Here is a 22,871-nt window from a genome sequence, read left to right as displayed (position 1 = left end):
AAACGCGTTGCGAACTCAGCCTGTGGTCCTTGTAGCACTGTCGAAGCACGATGCGAATTTGCATTAACGCGGTACGAATTTGCATTGATGCAAAAGCGGGAGCCGTGCTTCGCAGTGATTAGGTATATTCTGACGCCGTATCGTGGGTTCGCCAGTTCATCGACTCGTCAACGCGGCGCTGCACGAGCGTTGCCAGAGCTTCCGGATCGTGCGAAGAGCCATTGATGTGGATCTGAACGCCTGATCCACCACGCATCATTCCCGGTCCGGTGAAGCCGCGAGAGACAGCGTCGGCCGGCGGGACGTTCTGGACCAAACCGGAAGGTGGCACCGCGTTAGTGACGCCCTGCGAGACGTTGGTACCGACGTTACTGCGACGGACCATCAAGTCCGGATCGTCCGCACTGATCCATCGCGTTCGAACGGAGTCGCCATCGTTGCCGGCGATCATTTCGATTTCCATCTTGCCGTTCCGCATGCGGGTCTTTCCCGTAGCCATTCCGACGTGGCCGCCGGGCACGTTGTAGCCGCGACCATGGGTCTGCAACAGAACGTCGTTCCGCTTCACGTCAGCCGGTCGAACGGCAGTGCCGTAGCGCTGAAACGAGTTTGCTACAGCGCTGCCGGTGCCTTTGCCACCAGCTTCCGCCAGTGCTTTGTTGACGAACCGAGCGCACCAGGCGTTCGACTTGCCACGAACGTCACCACCAAGAACGGATGCCAAAATTTTGGTGTCGCTGTACTCATTCATGCCCTTGTACTTTTCGGCCCATCCAACCGCATCGCCAGTACCGGCTGACCCAGCGGATGATGACTTGCCAGCCGATGATCGGCCCGACGCTGCACCACCTCCCGGTGTTGCGCCGGTTATGACATTAGGAGCCACGATGCCGCCGGACCTTCCGCCAGATGCAGCACTGCCGCCTGATCCATCGAACGACGGAATACGGTCCCGTCGAATGATGCCGTTGCCGCCCAAGCGATTGAGACCCGGCAAAGCCGTACCCGGTGTGCTGGTGATGATGCCGGGGACTTCGCCGACGATGTTGCGACTACCACCGTTGCTGCTGATTCCTCTGCCTGATCCGCCACCGAGTGCGGCGTATCGAATGCCGCCACCGAGGCCACCTGACATGAACGCAGCGCGCTCGATCTTGCCGGCGAACTTGGTGAAGTTCTCGGAAAGGTCAGCATTGCGTCGCCGGCCGGAGAAGTCGGTAGCGCCGCTGTAGTTGGTAGGCTGTTTGAGGCGTTCGAGCGTAAAGTCGTCGATCCTCTTCTGGAAGTCCTGATTGCTTTCCCCCGGCATGCGACTAGGGCCGGAGCCTTCGATCCGGTTTAAGCCCATCCAGCCGCGGACCTTGTTGACCATCGATAGTGCGACGCCTTTGATCGCATCCACGATGGAGACAAACGCGGCGAACATTTTATCTGCAACCCAATCGAGTGCCTTTTTCAGCGCGATGACCGCAGCGATGAAGGCCGCGAAAGGGCTTGAGAGCAACGCCATCGTTCCGGCCAGCAGCAGCAGCAGCGGATTGACGACGATCAACGAGGTTGCGAGCACCGCGAGATTGGCGACCAGTTTGCCCGTGCTCTCTGCATCGTCACCGGTGCCGGTCAGGCGCTTGATGACGTTGAAGGCGGAAGCGAGGTTTTCGCCCCAGGACTTGAGGCCGGAAGCGAACCCGCGACCCCATGCTCTCCAGGTCGCGATCGTCCCGGCATCGAACTGAGCCACCAGCCGGACAATCGCCTGACCCCAATCCCGAAACCCAAATCCCGATCGCAATCCATCGACGAACGCAGTGACGTGGCTGGTCACGGAATCGAAGTTGAAGGTGTCGGCGTGCCGCAGGATGGCATCAGAGATTTGGGTGAATGCCCGGTCGAAACCGCCGCCAACTTTCTCTTGCGCCAGCTTCGCTGCGGCAATGACACTGGCATGTGCACCGGAGATGGACCGGATGGCCTTGAGCGCGGCCTTGTCGAGAAAGCCGGTGTCGGCCGCGATATCCTTCTGCATCGACTTCAATTTGTCTTTGGCCAAAACCATCTGCAGAATCTCATCAAACCACATCTCGCCGCCCAGGTCTTTGGCAACCCGGATTTTCATCTTCTCCGGCAACTTCGCGAGGCCGTCGAGAATCTTGTAAATCGTCTCCAGCGGATTATCCCGCATCGATTGCGCCATGTTCTGGCGACTGCCAAAACCGAGATGCTGAGCGGCCTCTTGCGCGTCCTTGGCCTTCTGACCCCGCTGTGTGTCCGATGATCCGACGGTGCCAACGAAATGCGAGATGAAATTGCCGCTCTTGCCGGGCTGAATGCCAACATCAATCGCAGTACCGACAAGGCCGGCGAGTTGTTCGGGAGAAAGCTTTCCGCCGGTAGTCGCTATTGCGGACAGGCCGCGCTTCATGCCCTCGATAATCTCGGTGCCACTCGCCTTCGAGCTTTTGTTGGCGACTGCGATGGCATTTGAGATCGAACCGTATCGCATCTTGTCGAACTGAATGAAGCTGGCGAGGCCGCCGAACAGTTTTGCGGTGTCTTCCGCACTGACATCCAGGGCCATCTTAGCCTTGAGTGCAAGTTCGGTGGCATCGCCGAGGACTTCTTTGCCTAGACCGGCCTTGCTAAGTTCGGTGGCAACGCCCAACGTTCCTTCCGCGCCGGTCCCGAACTTGATGCCGAGCCTGTCGAGGGAATCCTTCCGCAGCTTTTTTACTTCGCTGGCTGAAAGGTCGCCGAAAATCTCACTCTGAGTTTCGGCTCGGGAGATTTTCAGCCTCTCACGGAATGCCGACGCGATTCCCCGGCTGATGCTTCGCTCTGCAGCGACAACGGAGTGGCTGAGTTGGTGCGTTGCCGATGCCGCGCCGACGCCCAAGAACGTCCCGCCTGCAATCCTACGAACGCTGGTGCCGTTACCATGCGGGGATGATGGACCGGCTGAACGCTTGGCAACCAGCGCCTGATACTGCCGCTCCTCATTCATTAGCTTGCTGTACATAGAGCGTGCATCACTCATGCGACTGGCGTTGGCTTTGTTCCAGTCGTTGGCGTAGGACTTCGCCGCGCGCTCTGCGACATTGCTGAGGCCTCGCATCTGATCGGCGGCCGATTTGCTGGCGCGAGTCACGCCGTCCAGCGATTGGAAAGCCGCCTTGCCGACGTTGCTGAATGATGCGCCGAAAGTCTTGGCAACAACTTTCAGTTTTTCCAAGTCAGCGATCAGCTTTCGGATTGCCGGGCTTGCTTCATTGGTCGCGGTGAGTCTGGTGTGGATAGAGAGGTTGTCGGACACTGTAGTGTAGTTCCTCGTTATGATGGGAGCGCTGCTTAGGGTGGCGCGCGGTGTGATGCGGATGGCCAGGAATGGGCCGGTGTTAAATCGTCTTTTGGGTTGCGCGCCGATTCTCGGAATGAAACCGTGACGCCCGATTCCGAGGGCGGCAGGGTCTCATCTAGATCAGGTGCGGCGGCTTGCTTTTGCAGCGCTCGCATCGCGCGACACGCGAGTACTTGAAGCGCAACGGGATCAGCGCTTGCACGTGGCCACATTTGTGCTTGCACATCCACGGCACCGCGCGGCCCGGCACGGATGGAAACGGCGGCTCGCAGCGGAAGAGCGGCATCCAATCTCCGTACTGTTGGCCGGTATGGTTCTCAGGTTCTTTGCCGCGAGGCATCAGGGTGGTCTCCGTAAATCGATAAAAGGTCGTGATGAGTTGGGAAGTCCCGGGTTCGCGGCCCGACGCGGGCCATACCGAATAAAAAATCTGAGCCCCGCGCCCTCGATTGAGTGCTGGGAAACCTCTTCGCTTGCTGACCTCGCGTGACCACGAGAGAACGCAACGTGCTGCGTGATCGAAGATGGAAAACCCAACGGGGGGACGGTCGCGGAACGTTGGAAGCGAACCGGGAGACGGCAGGACTCACTCCTGGTCAGCGGGGCGCATGGCCAGCGGCGGATGACGGGATTGGTCGAAAGTCTAGCTAAGTTCTCGCTTGTATAAATTCTAAACGCTGGTATGTATCTTTTACAGACAGCCAGTAAGGATCGTTGCCATGCCGAAACTGCCCCTCGTTGGTTACCTCCGTGTCTCGACTGGACGGCAGGGCAAGTCGGGGCTCGGTCTCAAAGCGCAGCGCGAGAACATCGAACGCTTTGCAGCCAACGAGGGCTACGAGGTTGTCGAGTGGTACGAGGAAGTCGAGACGGGCAAGGGCGCCGATGCTTTGGACCGCCGGCCTAAGTTGACTGCAGCCCTCGCCGACGCACGCAAGCGCAAGGGCTCAGTAGTTGTCGCTAAGCTGGACCGGCTGAGCCGCGACGTCCATTTCATCAGCGGCCTGATGGCTCATAAGGTGCCATTCATCGTTACCGAGCTAGGTCCGGACGTTGATCCCTTTATGCTGCACATTTACGCCGCGCTCGGTGAGAAAGAGCGGGCGCTGATCGCTGGGCGCACCAAGGCGGCTTTGGCAGCCAAGAAAGCGCAAGGCGTGGTGTTGGGCGGCCCGAAACTCAAAGAGGCTCGCGAGGCCAGCAAGGTGGTTGTAACCGCCAGCGCGGACCGGCACGCGGCGAACATCGTTCCCATCATCAACGATGCCCGGAAAGCGGGTGCTACTACACTCCGTGAAATTGCCGACGCGCTCAATGCCCGTGGTGTCCGGACAGCACGCGGCGGTCGCTGGCACGCAATGACGGTCAAGAATGTATTGGACCGGTCCAGCGCAGCGTGAACACTACGCTTGTCCGCTACGGATTCTGTCTCGAAGCCGCCATTAAACCATGGTCTGTGGGGGAACCAAACTAGGGGTGCGCCAATGGCCCGCGAAAAACAAGAAATGGCAGATCACGTCGAAGCCACGCTTGCCATGGCTGACGAGATTATCAAATCGGTTGATGACGATGCCGACGCAGCCCTCTTGAAGGTCGTTGGCACCCTTGCTCACGTCTTGTTTCTGATCGAGTCCTCGGACCGCGAGGAGCTACTAGAAAGCTCTATGGAGAAGCTCCGGAACTATCTGCGGCTCCTCGATCAAATGGAAGCCGTCGGCGCGTCAGTGGAACGCCGCCGGCATTGACGCCTCTCGGTAGCCCCTCATCGAAAACTCTTGCAGTAATCGCCGCTCCGGAAGGTCCCGGACGGACAGGCTTCACCGGAGACCACCGGAAAGGCCCGTGGCGTGTCAGCGTGCAACGCCTCGCACTTATCACCTTTGCCGATATATCCAGTCGGACACGTTCCCGTGCGCTGAATGCGCTCCCGGCCGTCACGGGTCGGTTTTGCATATGGGCTGTCAGCAAGGGCCGGAGGAGCGGTGACGAGAGCCACCGATCCGAGCAGTACCGCGAGTCTCAACATCGTCTATTCGCTCCTCCGGGAAGAACGGCGGCCCCCGGGAGTGAAGCCGCTACCGCCGTTCATCTACCTGCTCTCAGCCGGCCATTAGGACGTTCTCGCCCTGCAGATCGGCCAGCTTACCATCGATTTCGGATTGCGCCGCAATCGCGTCCTCAAGTTCCTGCCTGAGCGAGAACAGATCGATCGATTCAAGCTTGGCCCGCGCTGCCTCAACTCGCTCGTCAGCGGCAACCTTGAGCCGCCCGAGATCGAACTGAGCCCGAGCGGCACTGCGAGCAGCTCTGACGTCTGGCGGCACTTCATACGCTTCGCGCCGGATTTGGGCTGCAAGAGCGCGGTTCTTTAGTCCGGGTCGTCTCATTGGTGTTTCCCTTGGTTTTCTTCGATAAACCGGCGTGTCATGCCAGTGAATTTCGATGCGTCTAGACGGGATTTGTTGCGGTTGGCGGCAATCTCATCTGTGTATTGCTTGGTAAGACCGGAGTGATGGCCGGTGGACTTGGCCGGCTTGTCGTCAGCGAGTGCCGCGAAGGCTTCCGGCATTCCGTTTCGCAGTGATCTGGCGAAGTCCGCCGGACTGATAACGCCAACATTGCAGAGGTGGATCAACCCCTCTGGTGTCTGTTTCGAACCGGCCAGGGCAATTGCCGCCTTTTGCATGGCGTTCTGATCGGGCTGGAAGCCCTGACGGCGACATTCCGCGACGAACCTATCTTCAAGATCGGTCATTTACGCGGCCTCGCGCTTGAGTTGGCCGATCAAGGCACGGCGCATCCAAGATGATCTGTTGGGCGCGGACGGGTCGTCGCGGACGGCGGCCTTGTCGATTTCGCTGAGAAGCGCCTCCGGCAATAGAACACTGATGTTCCGCATTGGTGATGCGACGAGCGCGGCGGCATCAAATTTGGGTGTCATTTTCGTTCTCCAAAAGAAAAGCCCGCCTGCTCTGGGTGAGAGCGAAGCGAGCTTGGGGTTCACATGCAGACATACCAAGGGCGACCGAGAGGGCAGCCTTGTGGTCATCTCATATCTTGTGTGATTGTGCCTGAATACATAGCACGATATCGGCCCAGCGTCAAACAACCATGGTTGTAAGCGAGTGACACAGCGTAATTCAAATTCCTTCTTTATGGGGGAGGCATCTGGCGAGCGGACAACACATCCGCACCGCTCGATTTCGATCGCTTTCCCCCTTACGTCGATTCCGCCGAAGCAGGAATTAGCACGCTATGATATTACGTGCTTTCGTATACGGGCACGCGCGTCATGCCGTAACGGCGATCATGCCCGTGTGATTAACAGGCAACGCGTCCCGAAGCCGCTACGTAGCCGCACGTAGGCTCTGCATGTCGGCGCGGTGAACCCGGCCTCTTATCTGAAACAACGCACAGGCGGCGCCCCTGGTCGCGGCCAGGGGCGGGCTGAGGCGACGCGACTGGTGATAGGGCAAGGGACCGGCTGCGCTGAAGGCAGCTGGTCAGGTTGCTACTGGTCTAGATCGCGAAGGATTGCACAGCGCGGTGCACCTGCTTCTGTGCCTTGGCATTGTCCCGCCACGGTTCATCGGCCAGCCACTTCACCGGGTCACGGCGGTAGCCAAAGCCTTCTGCCTTCGATCGTCGTCGCGCTGCTATCAGGATCGACTCGAACTTCACTCCGGTCTTAGCGATGGCAATCAGTGCCTTCTCCGTGGCGGCAACGTTCTTACGTTCCGGTGAAGCGTCCCAGAACCGGTTGCGCCAGTCCTCCGTCCAGTCGGCTGGCATGTCGTCCACTCCAGCCGGTCGCTCGCCGCAGGCGGGCTGGTGCTGTTCGTTTTGGTTGGTTCGTTTCTCTCTGTTCGTTTCTCTCTGTTCGTTTCGTTTGTTCTCTTCGTCGGGTTCTGAACCAGGGTTAGTCGGGTTCTGAGCCCGGGTTGCCTGGGTTGTGGACCCGGGTTGCCCGGGTTCTGAACCCGGGTTGTCTTGGTCCTGAAACTGGGTTTCTTCCTCCTCCGGGTCGTCTAACCCAGGTTGTGGACCCGGGTTATCGTCCCCGGTTCTGACGTCGGCAAAGTCATCATTGTCGTTCGCAATCTTGCCGGACTTCCGGATCAGATCATACTCAGCCTTGAACCATGACATGACAGGGCAGATGCGATGCGTGTTCTTTGCGCCACCTTTGGTTCTCTTGATCTTGAAGGCGCCAACTTTTTCGATCTCTTCGAGACCTGCATTGATCGTCTTGGTTGAAGTGGCTGAGTACCCGCTTTCAACGGCCACCGTTGGGACCGATGCCCATGAATAGCCTTCCTTGGAATTGTAGTGAGCCAGCGCGTTCATAGCGGCAAGCTTGGACGCGGGCTGTTTCAACTTGTCAGTCAGTGCGATTACGACGAAGGCGCGTTTCTCGTCGAGTAGATCGAGCTGGTACCTGGACTTGCTTTTCGAGGTCATCGTGTGGTATTGTTCACTTGCTGTTTTGAGGAAATTACTAGAGCCCCGGTGTTGATCGCGCCGGGGCTTTTGCTATGGGGATTAGGCGGCTGGCCCGGTATCGATATCTGCGAGGTACCGAGCAATCGCTGCGCGGATCACTTTCGACCGGCCGGTGACTCCGAGGCGGTTCTTTGCGGTGTCGAGGGCATCAATCGTTTTCTGAGGCAGTCGGATAGCGATGACCGGCGTGTAGGCGTGGCCTTGGTTCTTCATTTATGGATGGTTCTCCCATTGGCTGGATCTTATCGTTCATGCTTTGTATCGCGTCGCATACCAGTAGACAAACAACCATGGTTGTTGCAGCCGGCTGGAATCGCGCAGCAAGAGGGGGCGCATGAGTCAAATCGAGTCAGGCGAAGCGCCTAATGGGTAACGGGTCGCATGCGATGAAACGAAATAGTTAGTGAGGACTATTACTTCCCCTCGATCTCGGCTGTCATCGCTTCCATCGCCTGCATAATGGAGCAGCGTCGAAGCTCGGTCGATTACTGGAGCACCCCGTCTTTCCAGTAAGTTGAGTAAATCGAATAACCGCCCAGCCTTCCAAGCACGCGGCCTTCAATGACGCTTGCCCGCCCTACAAGATCGGCGGACCATGAGGTTGTCTCTGCAAACACTCACCCATTGACCATCTGCCGAGCCAGTCGACGATACGCTCTGACGAAGGACATTCATTAGCGCAACTTCGTCACACGAGCCCAGTTCTTAAATCGGCCCCCTACACAAGAATTAAGAATGCCCCCTTTGGCCTCATCAAGACGAGGCCCCCCCAAAGCGAGCAATGCTTACAAATTCCAACGCTAAGCGATACCTTGTTCGATCAGTTCGGAGGCGATTCATGTCGAACGAAACCATCCAGACCTTTGTTGCGGCCCAGAAAAGGACCTACGCGAAGTGCTTGTATGGCGACTTAACGTGCGAAGAAAAGCCTGTTGACGCCCATTCAATTCAGAATGCGAAGGTGATTGAGCTGATCCAGGATAATGGACATGTGCTCATGCCGGATTTCAGGCTGGTTAACGGCGAGCCGAAGCTTGCGTTCGTCAAAATCGGTCGAAACGATGCGTCGACCTTTACAGGCCTCTGCTCAAAGCATGACATTGAACTGTTCAAGACCATTGACACTGAGCCTCTCAACGTCCGCAGACGCGAGCACCTAGAGCAGCTCGCATATCGCTCAGTCATGCGGGATTTACACGTTCACCTGCTAAACTCGGAGAAGGCATGGGCGATACATGAGCAGCTTTGTAAAGCTGGCGGCAAGAACCCAGCCGAAGTGGCCACGGCGGCGTCCATAATTGCTTTGAACCACGATCGAAAGGGGCTGCAAGCGCTGAACTATCGCGAGAAGCATTTCGACACTCCGCTATCGAGGGGAAAGATACCCGACCTTCAGCACCTCCTCATAACCATGAATGGTCAAGAGCCGGTAGTGGCGGCGTCGGCACTGCTATCCTCAGATTTCGCAGAGGATGGCGAACTCATCGGCCCAACCTTTAATGTTGTCCCGATGGATAATGATAAGTCGTTTGCTGTACTTTCATATCCGTCCGGTCAGGAGCCCAAGATAAAGGCCGATCTACCCGAGATCTTTGATGGCGACGAGGACAGGTTGACGTATGAATTGGCAAAGCTAATTATTCAACGCATTGAGAACTTTGTACTAAGCCCATCGCACTACGACAAATGGTCTAGCGATAAGAAGGTTCGCGTGCTTCGCGAATTCGAAGCAAACATCCAAGGGCCAAAACCGGTTGAAGATCACGACGACCTGAACATCTTTCTTTAGCGCGAATCCATTCCCCCGCGGCCCCTAAACATAAGCAGATTCGGTTGCCCGGGTCTGGGGAGCGTCTGCAACGTCTAGCCTCACGCACAGCGTACGCTGGTACGACGTTCCCCTTCAATCAACCTGAATGCCAGCCAAGTCAGATGGCAGGGATTTTCCAACCGTCACCTTGATCGAAATTGTATGGCGCGGAAGTACAGTAATGGTCGAGGGAGCTACGTCCTCTTCGCCTGCTTTCGAGAGTTCTTCGATAAGCTCTCGAATCGCCACCATGTCACCCGCGACTATTCGCCTTACGCGCTCCTGGTCGTAGCTCTCGTCGTCACCATAAAGGTCATCGTAACCTGAGAACCGGTCAACAAGAAACCAAGTGAGCGGCCATGCCTGATTAAACGCGCCAACGTGCAGTTGCGGCAGCAGGGTCGGAGGACTTGCAAGCTGATGCATCCAAATGCCAGCGTCAATTCCACCATTGACAGCAACCGCATCCCTCAAAGCAAGTCCTGTGCTACCATCATAGAGTTTACGGCTGAGGTTACGAGTGTGCAAAGCACGCACTTGAGTTCGTGCAGTCTCGGACAAGGCCGAAGCCAAAGGACAATAGAATGCATAATATAGAGCATTCCGCCCCAGTATTTCGGCAAGTCGAGTGAGCCTGGCGCTTTGATCGCTGTTCAAGGCCTGAAATCGCGACTTGTGATCGTATTCGCCCGATTGCGGATTCCGAAACAGCCTCTTTGCCTGAACGAGATAGGCCTTCGACCAATTCTCCTGTGGCAGCACGCGATTGTCGTATTCAAGCACAAGACCAAAATCGGACTGCGATACATAGCGCTCCATGGCCATGTTGTGAGGATGAGTATCTAGCGTAATCTCAAAATCGAGGCCGTCACCGACCGCAGCGAGATCACGATTGAGCTGGTCTAAGCTATACTCCAGTGTGGGCTCGGCACGCTGCGTTTCAGCGTCGAGCAAAGCACAAAGCTCGTTCGTCAACGCGGGCTCATCCGGCGGATGTTTACGCGCCAACTTTTTGGCGAGAGCCTTATCTACTCCGTCGAAATAAGTGATCAAATACTTAAGATGTTGTGGTCCGAACATTCTCGCTCATCCTGCTACTTCTCGCCTATCGAGCACCTGTCATCGCCCGACGATCGCGGAAGTCGCCGCTCGACCTCGCCTGGAGAGACCAGCGTCCTTCGCGAAGTCCCTTCCGTTGATGCAAGATATGAAGCTCCACGGTCAAAACTGGACAAGCACGACCGCGATTTATAGGCTACTTCAATGCTCGCACAGGTGGCAAGGAGACTTTGTGCGTACACGAATTCCAGATGACGTTACGACTGAGGTGCTTTACCAGCACGACCGCATCTGTTGCGTTTGCAATGAGCCCGGCAAGGCCGTTCAGCTTCACCATATTGACGAAGATCCTTCAAACCACGATCCAGATAATCTAGCTGTTCTTTGTCTCCAGCATCATGAGGAAACCCAAATCAGCGGCGGCTTCGGTAGAAAGTTGCGCGCGGTAGACGTGAGCAGGTATCGCGAAGAGTGGACACGACGGATTCAGGAACGCCGCATCGAAGTCGACAGGATGGTCATCGCACGGCTTGCAGCCATCCCCGGAAAACTCGCTCCTGGGACATCGCGAGAAGTAGAGGACGCCTCGTTCAGGTATAGGCCTTCGGCAAAAGTCTTGAGGTTCTATCTCGAAACGTTACCCGACATCATCGGGGATGCCTACGCCAACGGTGCAACCATGTTGATTGCAGAAGGAGACAGCCGGGTCGCGGTGGCTGCGGGGCAACTAATCGTTGGAGTCTTGGAGCAGATATTGGTTCAGCTGTCGCAGTGGGTTGACCCCTACCATTTCGGCGGGAAGCCGATAAGAAACCATTACAGCGAGTTCGTTGCGCTTCGGAACTGGTGGAATCGCCTACTAATCGAATCAAAAGACTGTGGCAATCAAGCGCGAGCCGGCACCGTAGAAACTCTGGAAGGCACAATAGCCGACCTACGAGGAGCGATACTTAGTCTCGTCACGGCGCTAGGCACGACCTATCTAGACGACTTCAACGCGCAGAAATGGGCTGTACGATTGGCGCGGCCAACCTACTATTATACGAGAGATATATGAAACTCTGAAGGACTGCTTGCCCGAGTAGTCGCCCCATTCCCCATCGCCCTCGACGCACAGCCTCCTACAGACCGAGAACGATACTCGTGCCGCAGCGCCCTGTTCTTTATCTGCGGCCCGCTTAACACTGAAAACCGAACCACAGCTGGTCCACAGCAACCAATGAGTCATGCACCATACTGAAGCTTCGAGCAGGCACAGCGCCAAATATCCCGCTTCTCCCTCCCACTCTGAATATGAGTGCCGCAAGAATTGCACATAGTGGCTGAATAAAGCGCGGCAATGCCGTCAGCAAGCTCGCCAACTTCAGAAGGAGAGACTGGGCTCGCCGAGAAACTGTTGTCATGCGCCCCCAATTTGTTGCGTACCCAGACATTCTCATTGAGAGTCGCTATCAGCCCTGGATGGAGCGCAACAAAGACCTTGTGCTTTCCAAGCTTTGCCGCGAGGGCCGGCCACATCGAACCAATGTCATGCTCGTGAGTGAAGCGAGCTTGAATCGCAACCTGCAGCCGCTCTGTAAGTTGCTTCAAGAGCCATTCGAAGAAGCGACCTGCCGCGGCTGCGACTTCTTCATGCGATTTTCCCGCTCTTGTTGATGGATCAAGCACCCGGTCCAAATCGGTGGAAGGATCACTGAGCCTAGGGCCGCTATCGACATCCCAAGCGGAGATGGAGAGGTACTTGAAACCTCCGCCGAATGTTGCCCTAAGCCTATCATAGAAATTCTTGTCGTGGGTCACGAGAATGATTTGATGATCATTGAAGTGATCTCGGAGCAGATTGGCCAACCTAGTCCGGTGTTCTGCATCCACTGAGTGCAAGACATCGTCGATAAGAAGCAGTCGAAAATCCGGATAAGTTGCCAGCTCCAGCTTTCGAATAGCAAGGAAGAAGCAGAGCCCCAACGTGTCGAGATGACTTTCACTGTAATATTTGAGCGGCGGCGCTTCTTGCCCATGGAATGTGGAATTGAGAAGCACTGAGCTTGAGGTAGCCGATCGGACGGTCAATTTTGCCGTTGCAATCCCCTCGCCTGGATGCACTAGATCGTAAAACCTGTTCGCAAGCTCTGCGACATCATTGGCGATCTCCTGAACCGTTGTCTTGCGCGCCGCTTCGGCGTGAGCGTGGACCTTTTCCGCCAGGGTCTTTTGCTTCGTCAAAAGAATGACATCTGCCAGGGTCGCTTCGTACGCGGGCACATCTTGTTGCAGGCAGGAAATAAAACCAACTGCTTGGGTTAAGCTTGCAACTCGATCGCCGCCCCCAAGCGCGAGGATAGCTTCATCGACTAGGGCGATTTGAATTGATGGATCGCACTCGGCTTTTTCAAATGCACCGCTTAGCGTTGCCTTCTCGGTATCCAACGTACTGATGATCAATGCGGACAGCCTGCGGAGCAACGTTTCCGCCTCAGCGTAGCAATCTGGCAATGCCGCGAGTCCGAGCTGACCCCAAGCAGAGAAGAAAGTCTGGTAAAAATTGAGCGCTTGGGACGCCGCATCACTGAGGTCACGAAGACGCTGATCAAGCGTTCTGCGCGCAAGCCTTACCGACTCGCTTTTGGCTATGCGATCATCGAGTTGAGAAAGAATTGCTATGCGATCGATTGCCTGTTCGCAAACCGGACACCGATCCTCCTCGCTGGTTGCAATATGCTCTCGCGCCGCTGTTAGGAGGTCGATAGGCGTCTTTTGGATGGCCGACTCAAGTTCCTTGCTGAGAGTCTCCGCCGCACTGAGCACTTGATCGTACGAAGCACGAAGGACCGACACCGAACTTAACTGTTGGGCCAAATGCATTGCGGCACCAAGTTGAGCCGCTCTTTGACTAACGCTCCTTCCACCGAGTTCGGCAGCTAGTTCATCGGAAAGCTTTGCCAGATCAGTAGCAGCTGAGCCAGCAAGGGACTGTCCGGTGCCGACCAGCCTCTGTCTCAGATGCGCAAGAAGCGAATCTCGGTCGATCGCTCTGTCTCGTGCGAACCCAAAGATTTGGCGGATTGTCTGCGCGGTTCCTAGCGATTTGGCAGTGACGCCGGTCAGGCGTGTTTCAAAGTCTAGAACTGCGACCTTGAGCCCCCGCTCCAGGTTCGCAAAGTCATCCAGATTGAGAAACGGCTCAATTTGCTCGTAACGCTCCTTCGGTTCCGTATCGATGAACTGCAACAGCATATAGCGGCGAAGCACGAAGCTCGCTGCTCCCGCTGCTTTCATCCACGCAGCCAGCTCCACCGGAGGTGTTGAACCGAACGCTATCGCTTGGTCTTTCCCATCGTGAGAACCAAACACTGTACAAGATCTAGCCCCCCCTTTTACGTGGAGGGAAGCCGCTTCCCAATTTACGCCGGCGCGTGCGTTAGGGAATAGAGACGAAGTCCCTCTTATCGTCGCCTCTATCGAATCAATTATCGAGCTTTTGCCGACCCCATTCGGGCCATACACAATAAGACCACGCGGACCAACTTCGACGGCGGGCCAATCGCTTGGAATACCGCGCATCCTTCCGATTTGGATTTTTTCAAGCTTCACAAGCTCTTTCCGATCGCCTGTTTGATAGCAGTTAGCAATTCTGTCGCCGACTTACCCTTGCAATCCTCGACTATGCTGCGAAGCGAAATTGGCAGACTTTCATCTTCACGTACGAGTGCTAAAAACGACTCTATGCTTCGGTCAGATGCCGGCTTGTGCTCAGGAGCTTTGGGCATTATCGCACCGCGGGTGAACATCGAATCAGTATACTAATAGCTGCAAGCGAAGAACATTCATAGCGGCCCACCGCCTCGCTCAACATAACCGCTGATGCATTGCGTGGGCGAATCGGAGCATGAAGGATTCGCAGCGGCTGCAACAGAAGCTTCGAACGTCGATCGGGGGCCTCTAGCGCTTAAGCCTTCGGCGCAACAAAGATCGATCGCGAACACAATTCGACGCACGTTTCTAAGACGGTGAGGGGACGCTTGGACCCCAACGCCGCCAAGGCGAGAAGACTTGATGTGCCACTATAGAGCCCGCCCACCCTAGAGGCGGCGCTTTCCTTATTCGCGGAACGGGACCGAGCGACATCATGGCCCAACGCGGAATAGATACCTGAGCAAGTCGGAAGCCGGTAGATGGCTATGAATCGTTTACATTTGTTGTCAAAACTGCTCATGATTGAAGATCGAAGCAGACGGCGAACGGTGCTCCGCACCTGTTACCAACGGCTATCGAGACCGCGCGATCAGCCTCCCTTTCGCCTCCGGCAAGCCAACAAAGATCCCTCCTTTGAGGCTTCATTTTTTTGGACAAATTCTAACTCATGAGCCTAAGCGATTTACTAAAACGTCTGGCGAACCGCGAAGCGCCGCGCACGGAGGCGGAGGTACAGGCGGACGTCCGCGGGTTCTTGCTGGAGGCCCCATTTCAATTAGAAGAGGGGGACGTGCAAAACGTCCTGCTTGAATCGCAATTGGGTGATCGCCGTCGCATCGACGTCGAAGTCGGCTCAACGGTAATTGAGGTCAAGAGAGACCTTCGGCGAGGGCGCGTTCGAGATGAGGCCCTAGTTCAGCTTGCCGGCTACGTCGCTGCGAGAGCGAAGCAAACTGGTAGACGCTACGCGGGAGTGCTTACCGATGGCGCCGAATGGGACTGCTACAACCTAGTTGAGGGAACTCTTCAGAAGGTGTCATCGATTGCCGTGTCGGACGGCCGAGCTGACGTAGAACGATTGACAGTTTGGCTTGAGGGTGTCCTAGCGACGGCAAAGGGCGTCTCGCCAACGGCGTCGGAGATCCGAGCCCGGCTAGGTGCCGGCAGCAGCGCCCATCAGCTGGATCGAGCTACCTTGGCGATCCTATATGAGAAGAATCGACACACGCCGACCGTGAAGCTTAAGAAAGAACTTTGGTCTCGGCTCCTCACGTCCGCGCTGGGTACGCAATTCCGAGACGACGATGAGTTATTTATCGAGCACACTCTCTTGGTTAATTCTGCGGAGATTATTGCGCATGCTGTTTTGGGTTTCGTCGTAGAGGCCATCAATCCAAACTCATTACTGACTGGGACAAAGTTTGATGAAAGCGGCATTTATGGCGTCGTAGAATCTGACTTTTTCAGCTGGGTTCTTGAGGTCGATGACGGTCCAAGTTTTGTTAGAACCCTTTCTCGGCGCCTGGGAAGGTTCGACTGGAGTTCGGTCGACCAGGATGTCCTTAAGGTGCTTTACGAGTCTGTGATCGGGACCGAAACACGCAAGAAGCTTGGAGAGTATTACACACCGGATTGGCTCGCCGCTCGTATTGTAGACGAGGTTCTGACTTTGCCGCTGGATATGCGCGTCCTCGACCCTGCATGCGGATCAGGAACGTTCCTCTTTCACGCCGTCCGAAAGTACATCGCTCATTCAGAAGAAAACGGCGTCGATCTTGCCGAAACGCTTAACGGCGTTACAAAGAACGTGATCGGCATGGACCTTCACCCAGTTGCGGTAACTCTAGCTCGGGTTACCTATTTGCTTGCGATAGGAAAGGCCCGCCTGACCAATACACAACGCGGTACCATTCAAATACCGGTCTACCTTGGCGATTCCATACAATGGAGGCAGCAGGTTGACCTGTGGACTGCGGGAAATTTGGTCATCCGTACGGACGATAATCGTGAGCTGTTTTCGTCGGAGCTGCGCTTTCCGGACGCCCTGCTAGAGAATGCGGCGCTTTTCGATCAGCTCGTGAGTGACCTGTCGACTAAAGCCTCAAATAGAAAAAAGGGAACCAAAGCACCAGCGTTGTCACCCACGTTTCAACGTCTAGGTATCCCAACCGCTTACCACTCGACGGTGGAAGCCACTTTCGCCACGATGTGTCGATTGCACGACGAAGACCGCGATCACATCTGGGCTTATTATATCCGAAATCTAGCGCGCCCCATGTGGCTCGCACGCGAGCCCAATCGCGTAGACGCGCTCATCGGTAATCCGCCTTGGTTGGCTTACCGACACATGACTCCTGATATGCAGGACACGTTCCGCGAAATGAGTCAGGCGCGAGGTCTTTGGGAAGGGGCAGAAGTGGCTACTCAACAAGACTTATCGGCCCTGTTCGTGGCGAGGTCTATTCAGCTCTACCTGAAGGAGGAGGGCACGTTCGGCTTTGTCATGCCAAACGCGGTCGTCGACCGTGCACACTATTCTGGCTTCCGAACCGGCGACTACGATGAGAAGAGCGAGCAACTACGGCTCGAGTTCACGACGCCATGGGACCTTCGTCGCATTCGCCCTCATATTTTTCCACGCGGCTCCTCCGTTGTATTTGGCCGCCGTAGTTCGACGGCCGTCCCGATGGGGAATGCAGTGGTCAATTGGTCAGGTCGAGTTCCAAAGACTGGCTCGTCGTGGCAAGAGGTTAGCCCTACACTTACTACAACTGACGGGAAGATTTCGCGGGTTTCGTCGACGTCGTTCTCGCCTTATCGAGATCGATTTTACAATGGGGCGACCATATTTCCGCGCGTTCTTTTCTTCGTCAAAGAACAGGATCAGAGCCCGCTTGGGGTGCCGGCCGGTAGAATGCGGATCGAATCCGCTCGTAGTCCGAATGAGAAGTCTCCCTGGAAAAAGGTGGAAGCGCTCTCCGGTGTTGTTGAGACCGAATTTGTTCGGCCAGTGATATTGAGCGAGTGCTTGCTTCCATTCCGGACAACCGCGCCAGCAAAAGCGGTAATTCCCTTGGAGGGCAGTAAGCTTCTGGGTGGAAATGAGAACGATCTTGAGATGTATCCGGGCCTAGCAGCTTGGTGGCGCCAGTCGTCCCAATCTTGGGAGAAACACCGCTCAAACGACCGCCTCAATTTGGGGGGCCAGCTCGACTATATGTCAAAGCTCTCCAAGCAGCTTCCAATCGCCAACATTCGCGTAGCGTACAATAAGTCAGGGATGCACGTAGTCGCGGCCAAAATCCGCGATCGAAGGGCTGTAATTGAAAATGGGCTCTACTGGGCAGCAACAAGCACAGAAGATGAAGCCGATTATCTTTGCGCAATACTGAATGCTCCCGTGACAACAGAACTGGCTCGACCGTTCATGTCCTATGGCAAGGACGAGAGAGATATCGAGAAACACATTTGGCAACTCCCCGTTCCGGAGTTTAACAGCGACGACGCTGCACATGTTGCCCTTGCAAAACTTGGGCGTGAAGCTCAGTCGGTCGCGGAAAAGGTAACCATCGATCCCAAATTGCATTTTGCGGCGAGCAGGCGGCGACTTCGGGAAGCTTTGGATCAAAGCTCAGCTATGCAGCAGATAAATAAAATCGTGTTCGAGCTCTTGTCTTGAGAAAATTGACAGAAGCGCCTGAGAGGAAGGCGAGGAGCGAATTGCGCAAGTGCAATTCGACTTTGATTGAGCTACAGTCCGTGGGCACTTTTGCAACGCAAGAGTGCCACACAAAACAACATCGCCGGATCGAAAACGCCAATAAAATCAATGCTGAGCAGGACTGACGCCCCAGTTCAATTCTGTCTGGCAGCACCAGCTTTTTCCCTGAAAGATCAGCAACATACTGGCCTGGTTGTGGTTTTCGCGCCGCTCCTGTTACACGGAGCTGTTGCACATATGGTCTTGAATGTCGTGTCGCTGATCAAGAGGAACGGTTCGGAGAACTGGTATTATCGCAAGAGAAGCCGCGAAAAAGCTCGCGAGGAACGCGGACGGTGACTTTACGCCGGACGCATATGTCACACGCTTTCCAGCACCTATTCCAACCCATAGCAGCGCTGCACGGTCTTTCCGCGCGAAGGCCGCATGCGCAGCGAGAGCGTACCGACCATCCGCTTGCCGGACCCTTTAGCCTCAGCAAGCTTCTGTTTGTGCGCATCGGACATCATGCTGACCAGGCGCTTGGTCTCTGCGGGCGTGTGCCACTCGACGCCGATCGGTTTGCCTTTGACGATCTTATTGAGTGTCTTTTTGAGTTCGGGCGCGGGGCCGAGATTGAACCAGATCCACTGCTCGCGGCATTGCGGCAATAGCCTGCCGACAGCCTTGACCAGCGTGTCCGGATGCCAACTCGGATGCGGCTGTTCGCGAACGAGCTCTTGAGCCAGCGTCGACGTCTTGGAGACGGCGATGATGAAGACGCGGGGGCGTGACTGTGGAACGAAATGCCGAGCATCGACGACGACCGCGCCGGCCCGCATGCCGAGCCTGTCGAGCGACGAAATGACCGTTTTGAACTCCTCGCCGCCGTTGATTGTCAGGAGGCCGACGACGTTCTCCAAGACTACGATGCGGGGCAGCCGCCCGTTTGCCTTGAGCCCCTTCATCAGGTCGATGAACGCCCAGAACGTTCCGGACCTGGTGCGGTTAGCGCCGGCCGCCTGGCCGATGCCAAGGCCATTTCCGGCCGTTGACAGGTCTTGGCAAGGGAACGAGGCCCAAGCGAGATCGACGCGACGACCAAGATCTTCGGGCTCCAGCTTGTGGATATCGTCCTCGACGATTTCCGCGTCGCCCCAATTGTCAGCGTAGACCTTGACCTTAAGCGGGTCGAAATCGTTCGCGAACTGGCACTTCCACCGACCGCCCAGGCCTGCGCGCACCATCCCCCCGCCGGCGAAGAACTCGAGATAGCTCGGCACTTCAGACGGCCCTTCCGCCAAAGGCGGCCATCGTCGATGCCGACTTAGCAAGACGCCCGATAGGCGCGCGCGGCTCCCGCCCGTCGAGTGTATCTGACGTTTCCATACCCTGCCCCAGCCTCCGGCCGGCCCACCGCTCTTCGAGCTCCTCCGCAGAAAAGTTTCTGGGAAGCGTGATGTCTTCCCGGTCAGTCAACCCGGAGCGCGTGACTGGGAGGTGTTGTCGAAGGCGGACGACCGATCCGCATTGATTGTTCCCGCGGCGAAATTCTAAACCGAGTCGTGCCTACGAAAGCCGCGGAATCGCCGCATGGGTTGAACGGCCTCGCAAGTTCAATCGGCTAATTTTTTGGTTGACCAAAAGTCTAACCATTCCCATTGGTTATCGTCGGCGGCCTCGGTGGATAGGAGCGTGACCCTCGCATTGACCGGTTCCATCGGGGCGTGCTATTTCGTTTTCAAGAATGGTGAGCCAAAACAATGGCACCCGCTACCAGAGGCGGCCCTGACCATCATGTATCCGGAACGGAAGCTGGCGGACGTAACGACCTAAGCGCGTCCATCGAGCTTACCTTTGCCTTTGGCCCGTTCCGCCTTTTCCCGCGACAGCAACTACTCCTCCAAGGCGGGAATCCGATTCCGCTCGGAAGTCGAGCCTTTGAAATTCTCGTGGCGTTGGTTGAGCAAGCCGGCAAGGTGGTCGACAAGGATGAACTCGTTGCTCGTGTGTGGTCTGGTCTCGCCGTAGAAGAATCGAATCTTCGAGCTCAAATCAACGCAGTGCGCCGCGCACTAGCGGAAGGTAGACCGGGCGAGAACTACATCGTCACGGCGCCCGGTCGGGGATATCGCTTCGTTGCGACGGTTTCACGGCACATGGGCGATACAGCCCAAACCTTCCCCGCCCCTCATAAAGGCCACAACTTGCCGGACCGCCTCACCCGACCGATCGGCCGTGCCGATATCGTCGCCATGGTGAGCAGCAGGCTACAGCGACGCCGCTTCGTCACGATCGTCGGACCGGGCGGAATCGGCAAGACTACAGTTGCTCTGGCGGTCGCCGACCAGTTGATAGCTTCTTACAAAGATGGTGGACGATTCGTTGACCTTGCTCCGCTCAACGATTCCAAGCTTGTTCCAAGCGCACTCGCTTCTGTGCTTGGTGTTCCGATCCGCTCGGAGAATCCATATCCCGCACTGACTTCGTTTCTCAAGCATAAGCAGATGTTGCTACTGTTCGACAACTGCGAGCATGTCTTGCTGGCAGCGGCGGAGTTAGCTGAAGAACTTCTGAAAGGGGCACCTGCTGTTCATATCCTTGCCACCAGCCGAGAACCTTTACGTGCCGAGGACGAGCGCGTGCAGCGCCTCCCGCCACTGGAAACTGCTCCCGTCGAGGCAGAATTGACGGTCATGGAAGCGCTTAGCTACCCAGCGGTACAACTCTTTGTCGAGCGCGCGGCAGCGAGCGCCGGCGGATACGAACTCAAGGATGAAGATGTTCCGGTTGTCGCGCAAATCTGCCGTCGCCTCGATGGAATCGCGCTGGCCATCGAGCTTGCTGCATGTCGCGTGGACGCCTTTGGGGTTCGCGGAGTGGCCAGTCGCCTGGACGATCGATTTCATCTGTTGACACGCGGTAGACGCACCGCACTGCCCCGGCACCAAACGCTCCGCGCGGCGTTCGATTGGAGCTACGATCTGCTCTCCGACGTCGAACGCGTCGTTATGCGCCGACTAGGTGTTTTCGCCGGACGCTTTACGATGGAAGCTGCCAGCGCAATCACCGGAGACAACAAAATAGTCGCGTCCGACATCGATGGGGTCGTTGCCGATCTTGTCGATAAGTCGCTGGTCATAGCGGATGTGGCAGGCGAGACCGTATATTACCGCTTAACTGATACAGCACGAGCTTACGCTCAGAAAAGGCTGAGTGAAGAGGGTGAAACCCTGGCTGTTAGAAGCCGACACGCACTCTACCAACTTGAGCGGTTCGAGCGCGCCCTTGTTGAGTGGGAGACCTGGCCCACCACCGAATGGTTATCGGCGCATGCACCGCAGATCGACGATCTTCGCAGCGCACTGGACTGGGCATTTTCGCCGAGCGGCGATCCTGGCGTCGGTGTAGCACTGACGGTCGTGGCGGTGCCTGTTTGGTTCGAGATGTCCCTGATGGAGGAATGTCGCACGCGGGCCGAGCGTGCACTGACTATCCTCGGCGAAAGCACAAGCGACGGTCGCCGCCGGATGCACCTCTATGCTGCGGTTGCTTGGTCGCAGATGTACACGACAGCATCGGCCCGGGACACTGGGGTGGCGTGGGCGACTGCGTTCGAAATCGCAGAAACTCTGGATGATACTGACTACCGCTTGCGGGCTCTTTGGGGAATGTGGGCTTCGCGAGTCAACCGAGGCCAGTTCGTCGAAGCTCTGGAGCTCGCGAAGCGGTTTTCGTCGGTTGCTGAGAAGACGACAGATATCAACGATCGATTACTCGGCGACCGATTGAAAGGTGCGACGCTGCACTTCCTGGGCAATCAATCCGGTGCAAGGCAGCACATTGAGCGGATGCTTGCGCACTACGTAGCTCCCGTCCGTCGATCACATGCGGTGCGCTTCCAGTTCGACCAACGGGTGACAGCACGCATCACGCTCGCACGGGTGCTATGGCTGCAAGGGCTTGCAACTGAGGCATTACGCTGTATCGAGAATAATGTCGGCGACGCTCTTTCGATCAATCACAGACTCTCGCTCTGCAACGCGCTCGCTCAAGCGGCGTGTCCGATTGCCCTCGTGGCTGGCGATCTGTCGGCCGCGGAGCGTTACACGAGGATGCTCTTCTATCAGACCGGCAGCGATGAGCTCGATATCTGGCGAGCTTATGGGCGCTGCTTCGAAGGAGAACTGCAGGTCAAGCGCGGCAATCTCGCCGCCGGCTTACGGCAGCTAAAAGCTGGTATCGACGAGCTTCGCCGAGCCAGATTCGTCCAGTATCTCACGACCTTTCTGGGAGCGTTGGCCGAGGGGCTGACGGCCGCTGGAGACGATCTGCTGGCACGGACCACGATCGATGAGGCGATCGAACGAAACGAGCAGAGCGAGGAGCGCTGGTGCAGTCCGGAGCTGTTGCGGATCAAGGGTGTCGTCGCTTTGCAGCGAGACGCTGGTCAGGCCGAGGAAGAATTTCTGGCGTCGATTGAGTTGGCCCGAACGCAGGAGGCTCTCGCATGGGAGCTGCGCACCACAACCAGCCTGGCGCGACTGCGACGGGATCAAGGGAGGGTCGGCGAAGCCTACGAGCTGCTCTCGCCGCTCTATAGCCGCTTCACCGAGGGCTACGAAACCAACGATCTTAGGATCGCGAAGGGTCTGCTGGATGAGCTCTCCGGACAGCGCTAGTCCAGACCAAAGCACGCCGCTTCACATCCCGTGCTGAGATTTCACGGAAATTCACAATGTTTCATGGGG

At 56.6% G+C, this 22,871-nt stretch carries 15 protein-coding genes; 6 read left to right on the top strand and 9 right to left on the bottom strand.

From position 1 onward, the window contains the following. Positions 1-118: 118 nt before the first annotated feature. Positions 119-3,310 (bottom strand): phage tail tape measure protein, encoded by a 3,192-nt coding sequence (locus QUH67_RS03880; RefSeq protein ID WP_300945325.1) that lies wholly within the window; start codon positions 3,308-3,310, stop codon positions 119-121. 764 nt (positions 3,311-4,074) lie between these two features. Here QUH67_RS03880 and QUH67_RS03875 point away from each other — a divergent pair. After that, a complete protein-coding gene (locus tag QUH67_RS03875; protein ID WP_300945324.1) occupies positions 4,075-4,755 on the top strand; it encodes a recombinase family protein in 681 nt (226 codons plus the stop codon). An 84-nt stretch (positions 4,756-4,839) separates the two neighbouring features. After that, complete coding sequence (locus QUH67_RS03870) at positions 4,840-5,100, top strand: hypothetical protein (protein ID WP_300945323.1); 261 nt, start codon at positions 4,840-4,842, stop codon at positions 5,098-5,100. Positions 5,101-5,454: 354 nt separating this feature from the next. On the opposite strand, the gene QUH67_RS03865 is transcribed toward QUH67_RS03870, so the two are convergent. From QUH67_RS03865 to QUH67_RS03845, 5 genes are all read right to left on the bottom strand, one after another. After that, positions 5,455-5,742: a hypothetical protein gene (locus QUH67_RS03865; protein ID WP_300945322.1), complete on the bottom strand. Its 288-nt coding sequence runs from the start codon at positions 5,740-5,742 to the stop codon at positions 5,455-5,457. Then, positions 5,739-6,110, bottom strand: coding sequence for a hypothetical protein (locus tag QUH67_RS03860; protein ID WP_300945321.1), 372 nt, complete (start codon positions 6,108-6,110; stop codon positions 5,739-5,741). Before QUH67_RS03860 ends, QUH67_RS03865 begins: the two co-directional genes overlap by 4 nt. Further along, positions 6,111-6,296: a hypothetical protein gene (locus QUH67_RS03855; protein WP_300945320.1), complete on the bottom strand. Its 186-nt coding sequence runs from the start codon at positions 6,294-6,296 to the stop codon at positions 6,111-6,113. Between the two features lie 578 nt (positions 6,297-6,874). Beyond that, entirely contained in the window at positions 6,875-7,816 is a 942-nt protein-coding gene (locus tag QUH67_RS03850; protein ID WP_300945319.1) for a hypothetical protein, read from the bottom strand. 81 nt (positions 7,817-7,897) lie between these two features. Then, positions 7,898-8,071 carry a ribbon-helix-helix domain-containing protein gene (locus tag QUH67_RS03845; RefSeq protein WP_300945318.1) on the bottom strand — a complete coding sequence of 58 codons (174 nt, stop codon included), beginning with the start codon at positions 8,069-8,071 and terminating at the stop codon, positions 7,898-7,900. Positions 8,072-8,696: 625 nt separating this feature from the next. Between QUH67_RS03845 and QUH67_RS03840 the strand changes: the two genes are divergently transcribed. Then, entirely contained in the window at positions 8,697-9,647 is a 951-nt protein-coding gene (locus QUH67_RS03840; RefSeq protein ID WP_300945317.1) for a hypothetical protein, read from the top strand. A gap of 114 nt (positions 9,648-9,761) precedes the next feature. On the opposite strand, the gene QUH67_RS03835 is transcribed toward QUH67_RS03840, so the two are convergent. Next, positions 9,762-10,748: a hypothetical protein gene (locus tag QUH67_RS03835; protein WP_300945316.1), complete on the bottom strand. Its 987-nt coding sequence runs from the start codon at positions 10,746-10,748 to the stop codon at positions 9,762-9,764. Positions 10,749-10,959: 211 nt separating this feature from the next. Between QUH67_RS03835 and QUH67_RS03830 the strand changes: the two genes are divergently transcribed. After that, on the top strand, positions 10,960-11,784 hold the full coding sequence (locus QUH67_RS03830) for an HNH endonuclease signature motif containing protein (protein ID WP_300945315.1): 825 nt from the start codon (positions 10,960-10,962) through the stop codon (positions 11,782-11,784). A gap of 167 nt (positions 11,785-11,951) precedes the next feature. Here the strand turns inward: QUH67_RS03830 and QUH67_RS03825 are convergent, their stop codons facing one another. Continuing rightward, entirely contained in the window at positions 11,952-14,318 is a 2,367-nt protein-coding gene (locus QUH67_RS03825; protein ID WP_300945314.1) for a sbcc family protein, read from the bottom strand. Positions 14,319-15,087: 769 nt separating this feature from the next. On the opposite strand from QUH67_RS03825, the gene QUH67_RS03820 reads away from it, so the two are divergent. Beyond that, positions 15,088-18,099 carry an N-6 DNA methylase gene (locus QUH67_RS03820; protein ID WP_300945313.1) on the top strand — a complete coding sequence of 1,004 codons (3,012 nt, stop codon included), beginning with the start codon at positions 15,088-15,090 and terminating at the stop codon, positions 18,097-18,099. Positions 18,100-18,518: 419 nt separating this feature from the next. On the opposite strand, the gene QUH67_RS03815 is transcribed toward QUH67_RS03820, so the two are convergent. Next, positions 18,519-19,403, bottom strand: a complete 885-nt coding sequence (locus tag QUH67_RS03815) for a DNA cytosine methyltransferase (RefSeq protein ID WP_300945312.1) — start codon at positions 19,401-19,403, stop codon at positions 18,519-18,521. Positions 19,404-19,883: 480 nt separating this feature from the next. Here QUH67_RS03815 and QUH67_RS03810 point away from each other — a divergent pair, with 480 nt between their 5' ends. Then, positions 19,884-22,802 (top strand): ATP-binding protein, encoded by a 2,919-nt coding sequence (locus tag QUH67_RS03810; RefSeq protein ID WP_300945311.1) that lies wholly within the window; start codon positions 19,884-19,886, stop codon positions 22,800-22,802. Positions 22,803-22,871: the final 69 nt, after the last annotated feature.

It is taken from the genome of Bradyrhizobium roseum (genome assembly GCF_030413175.1).
Classification (GTDB): Bacteria; Pseudomonadota; Alphaproteobacteria; order Rhizobiales; family Xanthobacteraceae; genus Bradyrhizobium; species Bradyrhizobium roseum.
This window is presented reverse-complemented; position numbering and strand designations above follow the sequence as displayed.

What these genes read in the sequence shown, in the direction of transcription:
- QUH67_RS03835 (WP_300945316.1), bottom strand. Translation starts at nt 10,748, where the DNA reads ATGTTCGGACCACAACATCTTAAGTATTTGATCACTTATTTCGACGGA.
- QUH67_RS03850 (WP_300945319.1), bottom strand. Translation starts at nt 7,816, where the DNA reads ATGACCTCGAAAAGCAAGTCCAGGTACCAGCTCGATCTACTCGACGAG.
- QUH67_RS03860 (WP_300945321.1), bottom strand. Translation starts at nt 6,110, where the DNA reads ATGACCGATCTTGAAGATAGGTTCGTCGCGGAATGTCGCCGTCAGGGC.
- QUH67_RS03865 (WP_300945322.1), bottom strand. Translation starts at nt 5,742, where the DNA reads ATGAGACGACCCGGACTAAAGAACCGCGCTCTTGCAGCCCAAATCCGG.
- QUH67_RS03855 (WP_300945320.1), bottom strand. Translation starts at nt 6,296, where the DNA reads ATGACACCCAAATTTGATGCCGCCGCGCTCGTCGCATCACCAATGCGG.
- QUH67_RS03845 (WP_300945318.1), bottom strand. Translation starts at nt 8,071, where the DNA reads ATGAAGAACCAAGGCCACGCCTACACGCCGGTCATCGCTATCCGACTG.
- QUH67_RS03840 (WP_300945317.1), top strand. Translation starts at nt 8,697, where the DNA reads ATGTCGAACGAAACCATCCAGACCTTTGTTGCGGCCCAGAAAAGGACC.
- QUH67_RS03820 (WP_300945313.1), top strand. Translation starts at nt 15,088, where the DNA reads ATGAGCCTAAGCGATTTACTAAAACGTCTGGCGAACCGCGAAGCGCCG.
- QUH67_RS03870 (WP_300945323.1), top strand. Translation starts at nt 4,840, where the DNA reads ATGGCCCGCGAAAAACAAGAAATGGCAGATCACGTCGAAGCCACGCTT.
- QUH67_RS03810 (WP_300945311.1), top strand. Translation starts at nt 19,884, where the DNA reads ATGGCACCCGCTACCAGAGGCGGCCCTGACCATCATGTATCCGGAACG.
- QUH67_RS03875 (WP_300945324.1), top strand. Translation starts at nt 4,075, where the DNA reads ATGCCGAAACTGCCCCTCGTTGGTTACCTCCGTGTCTCGACTGGACGG.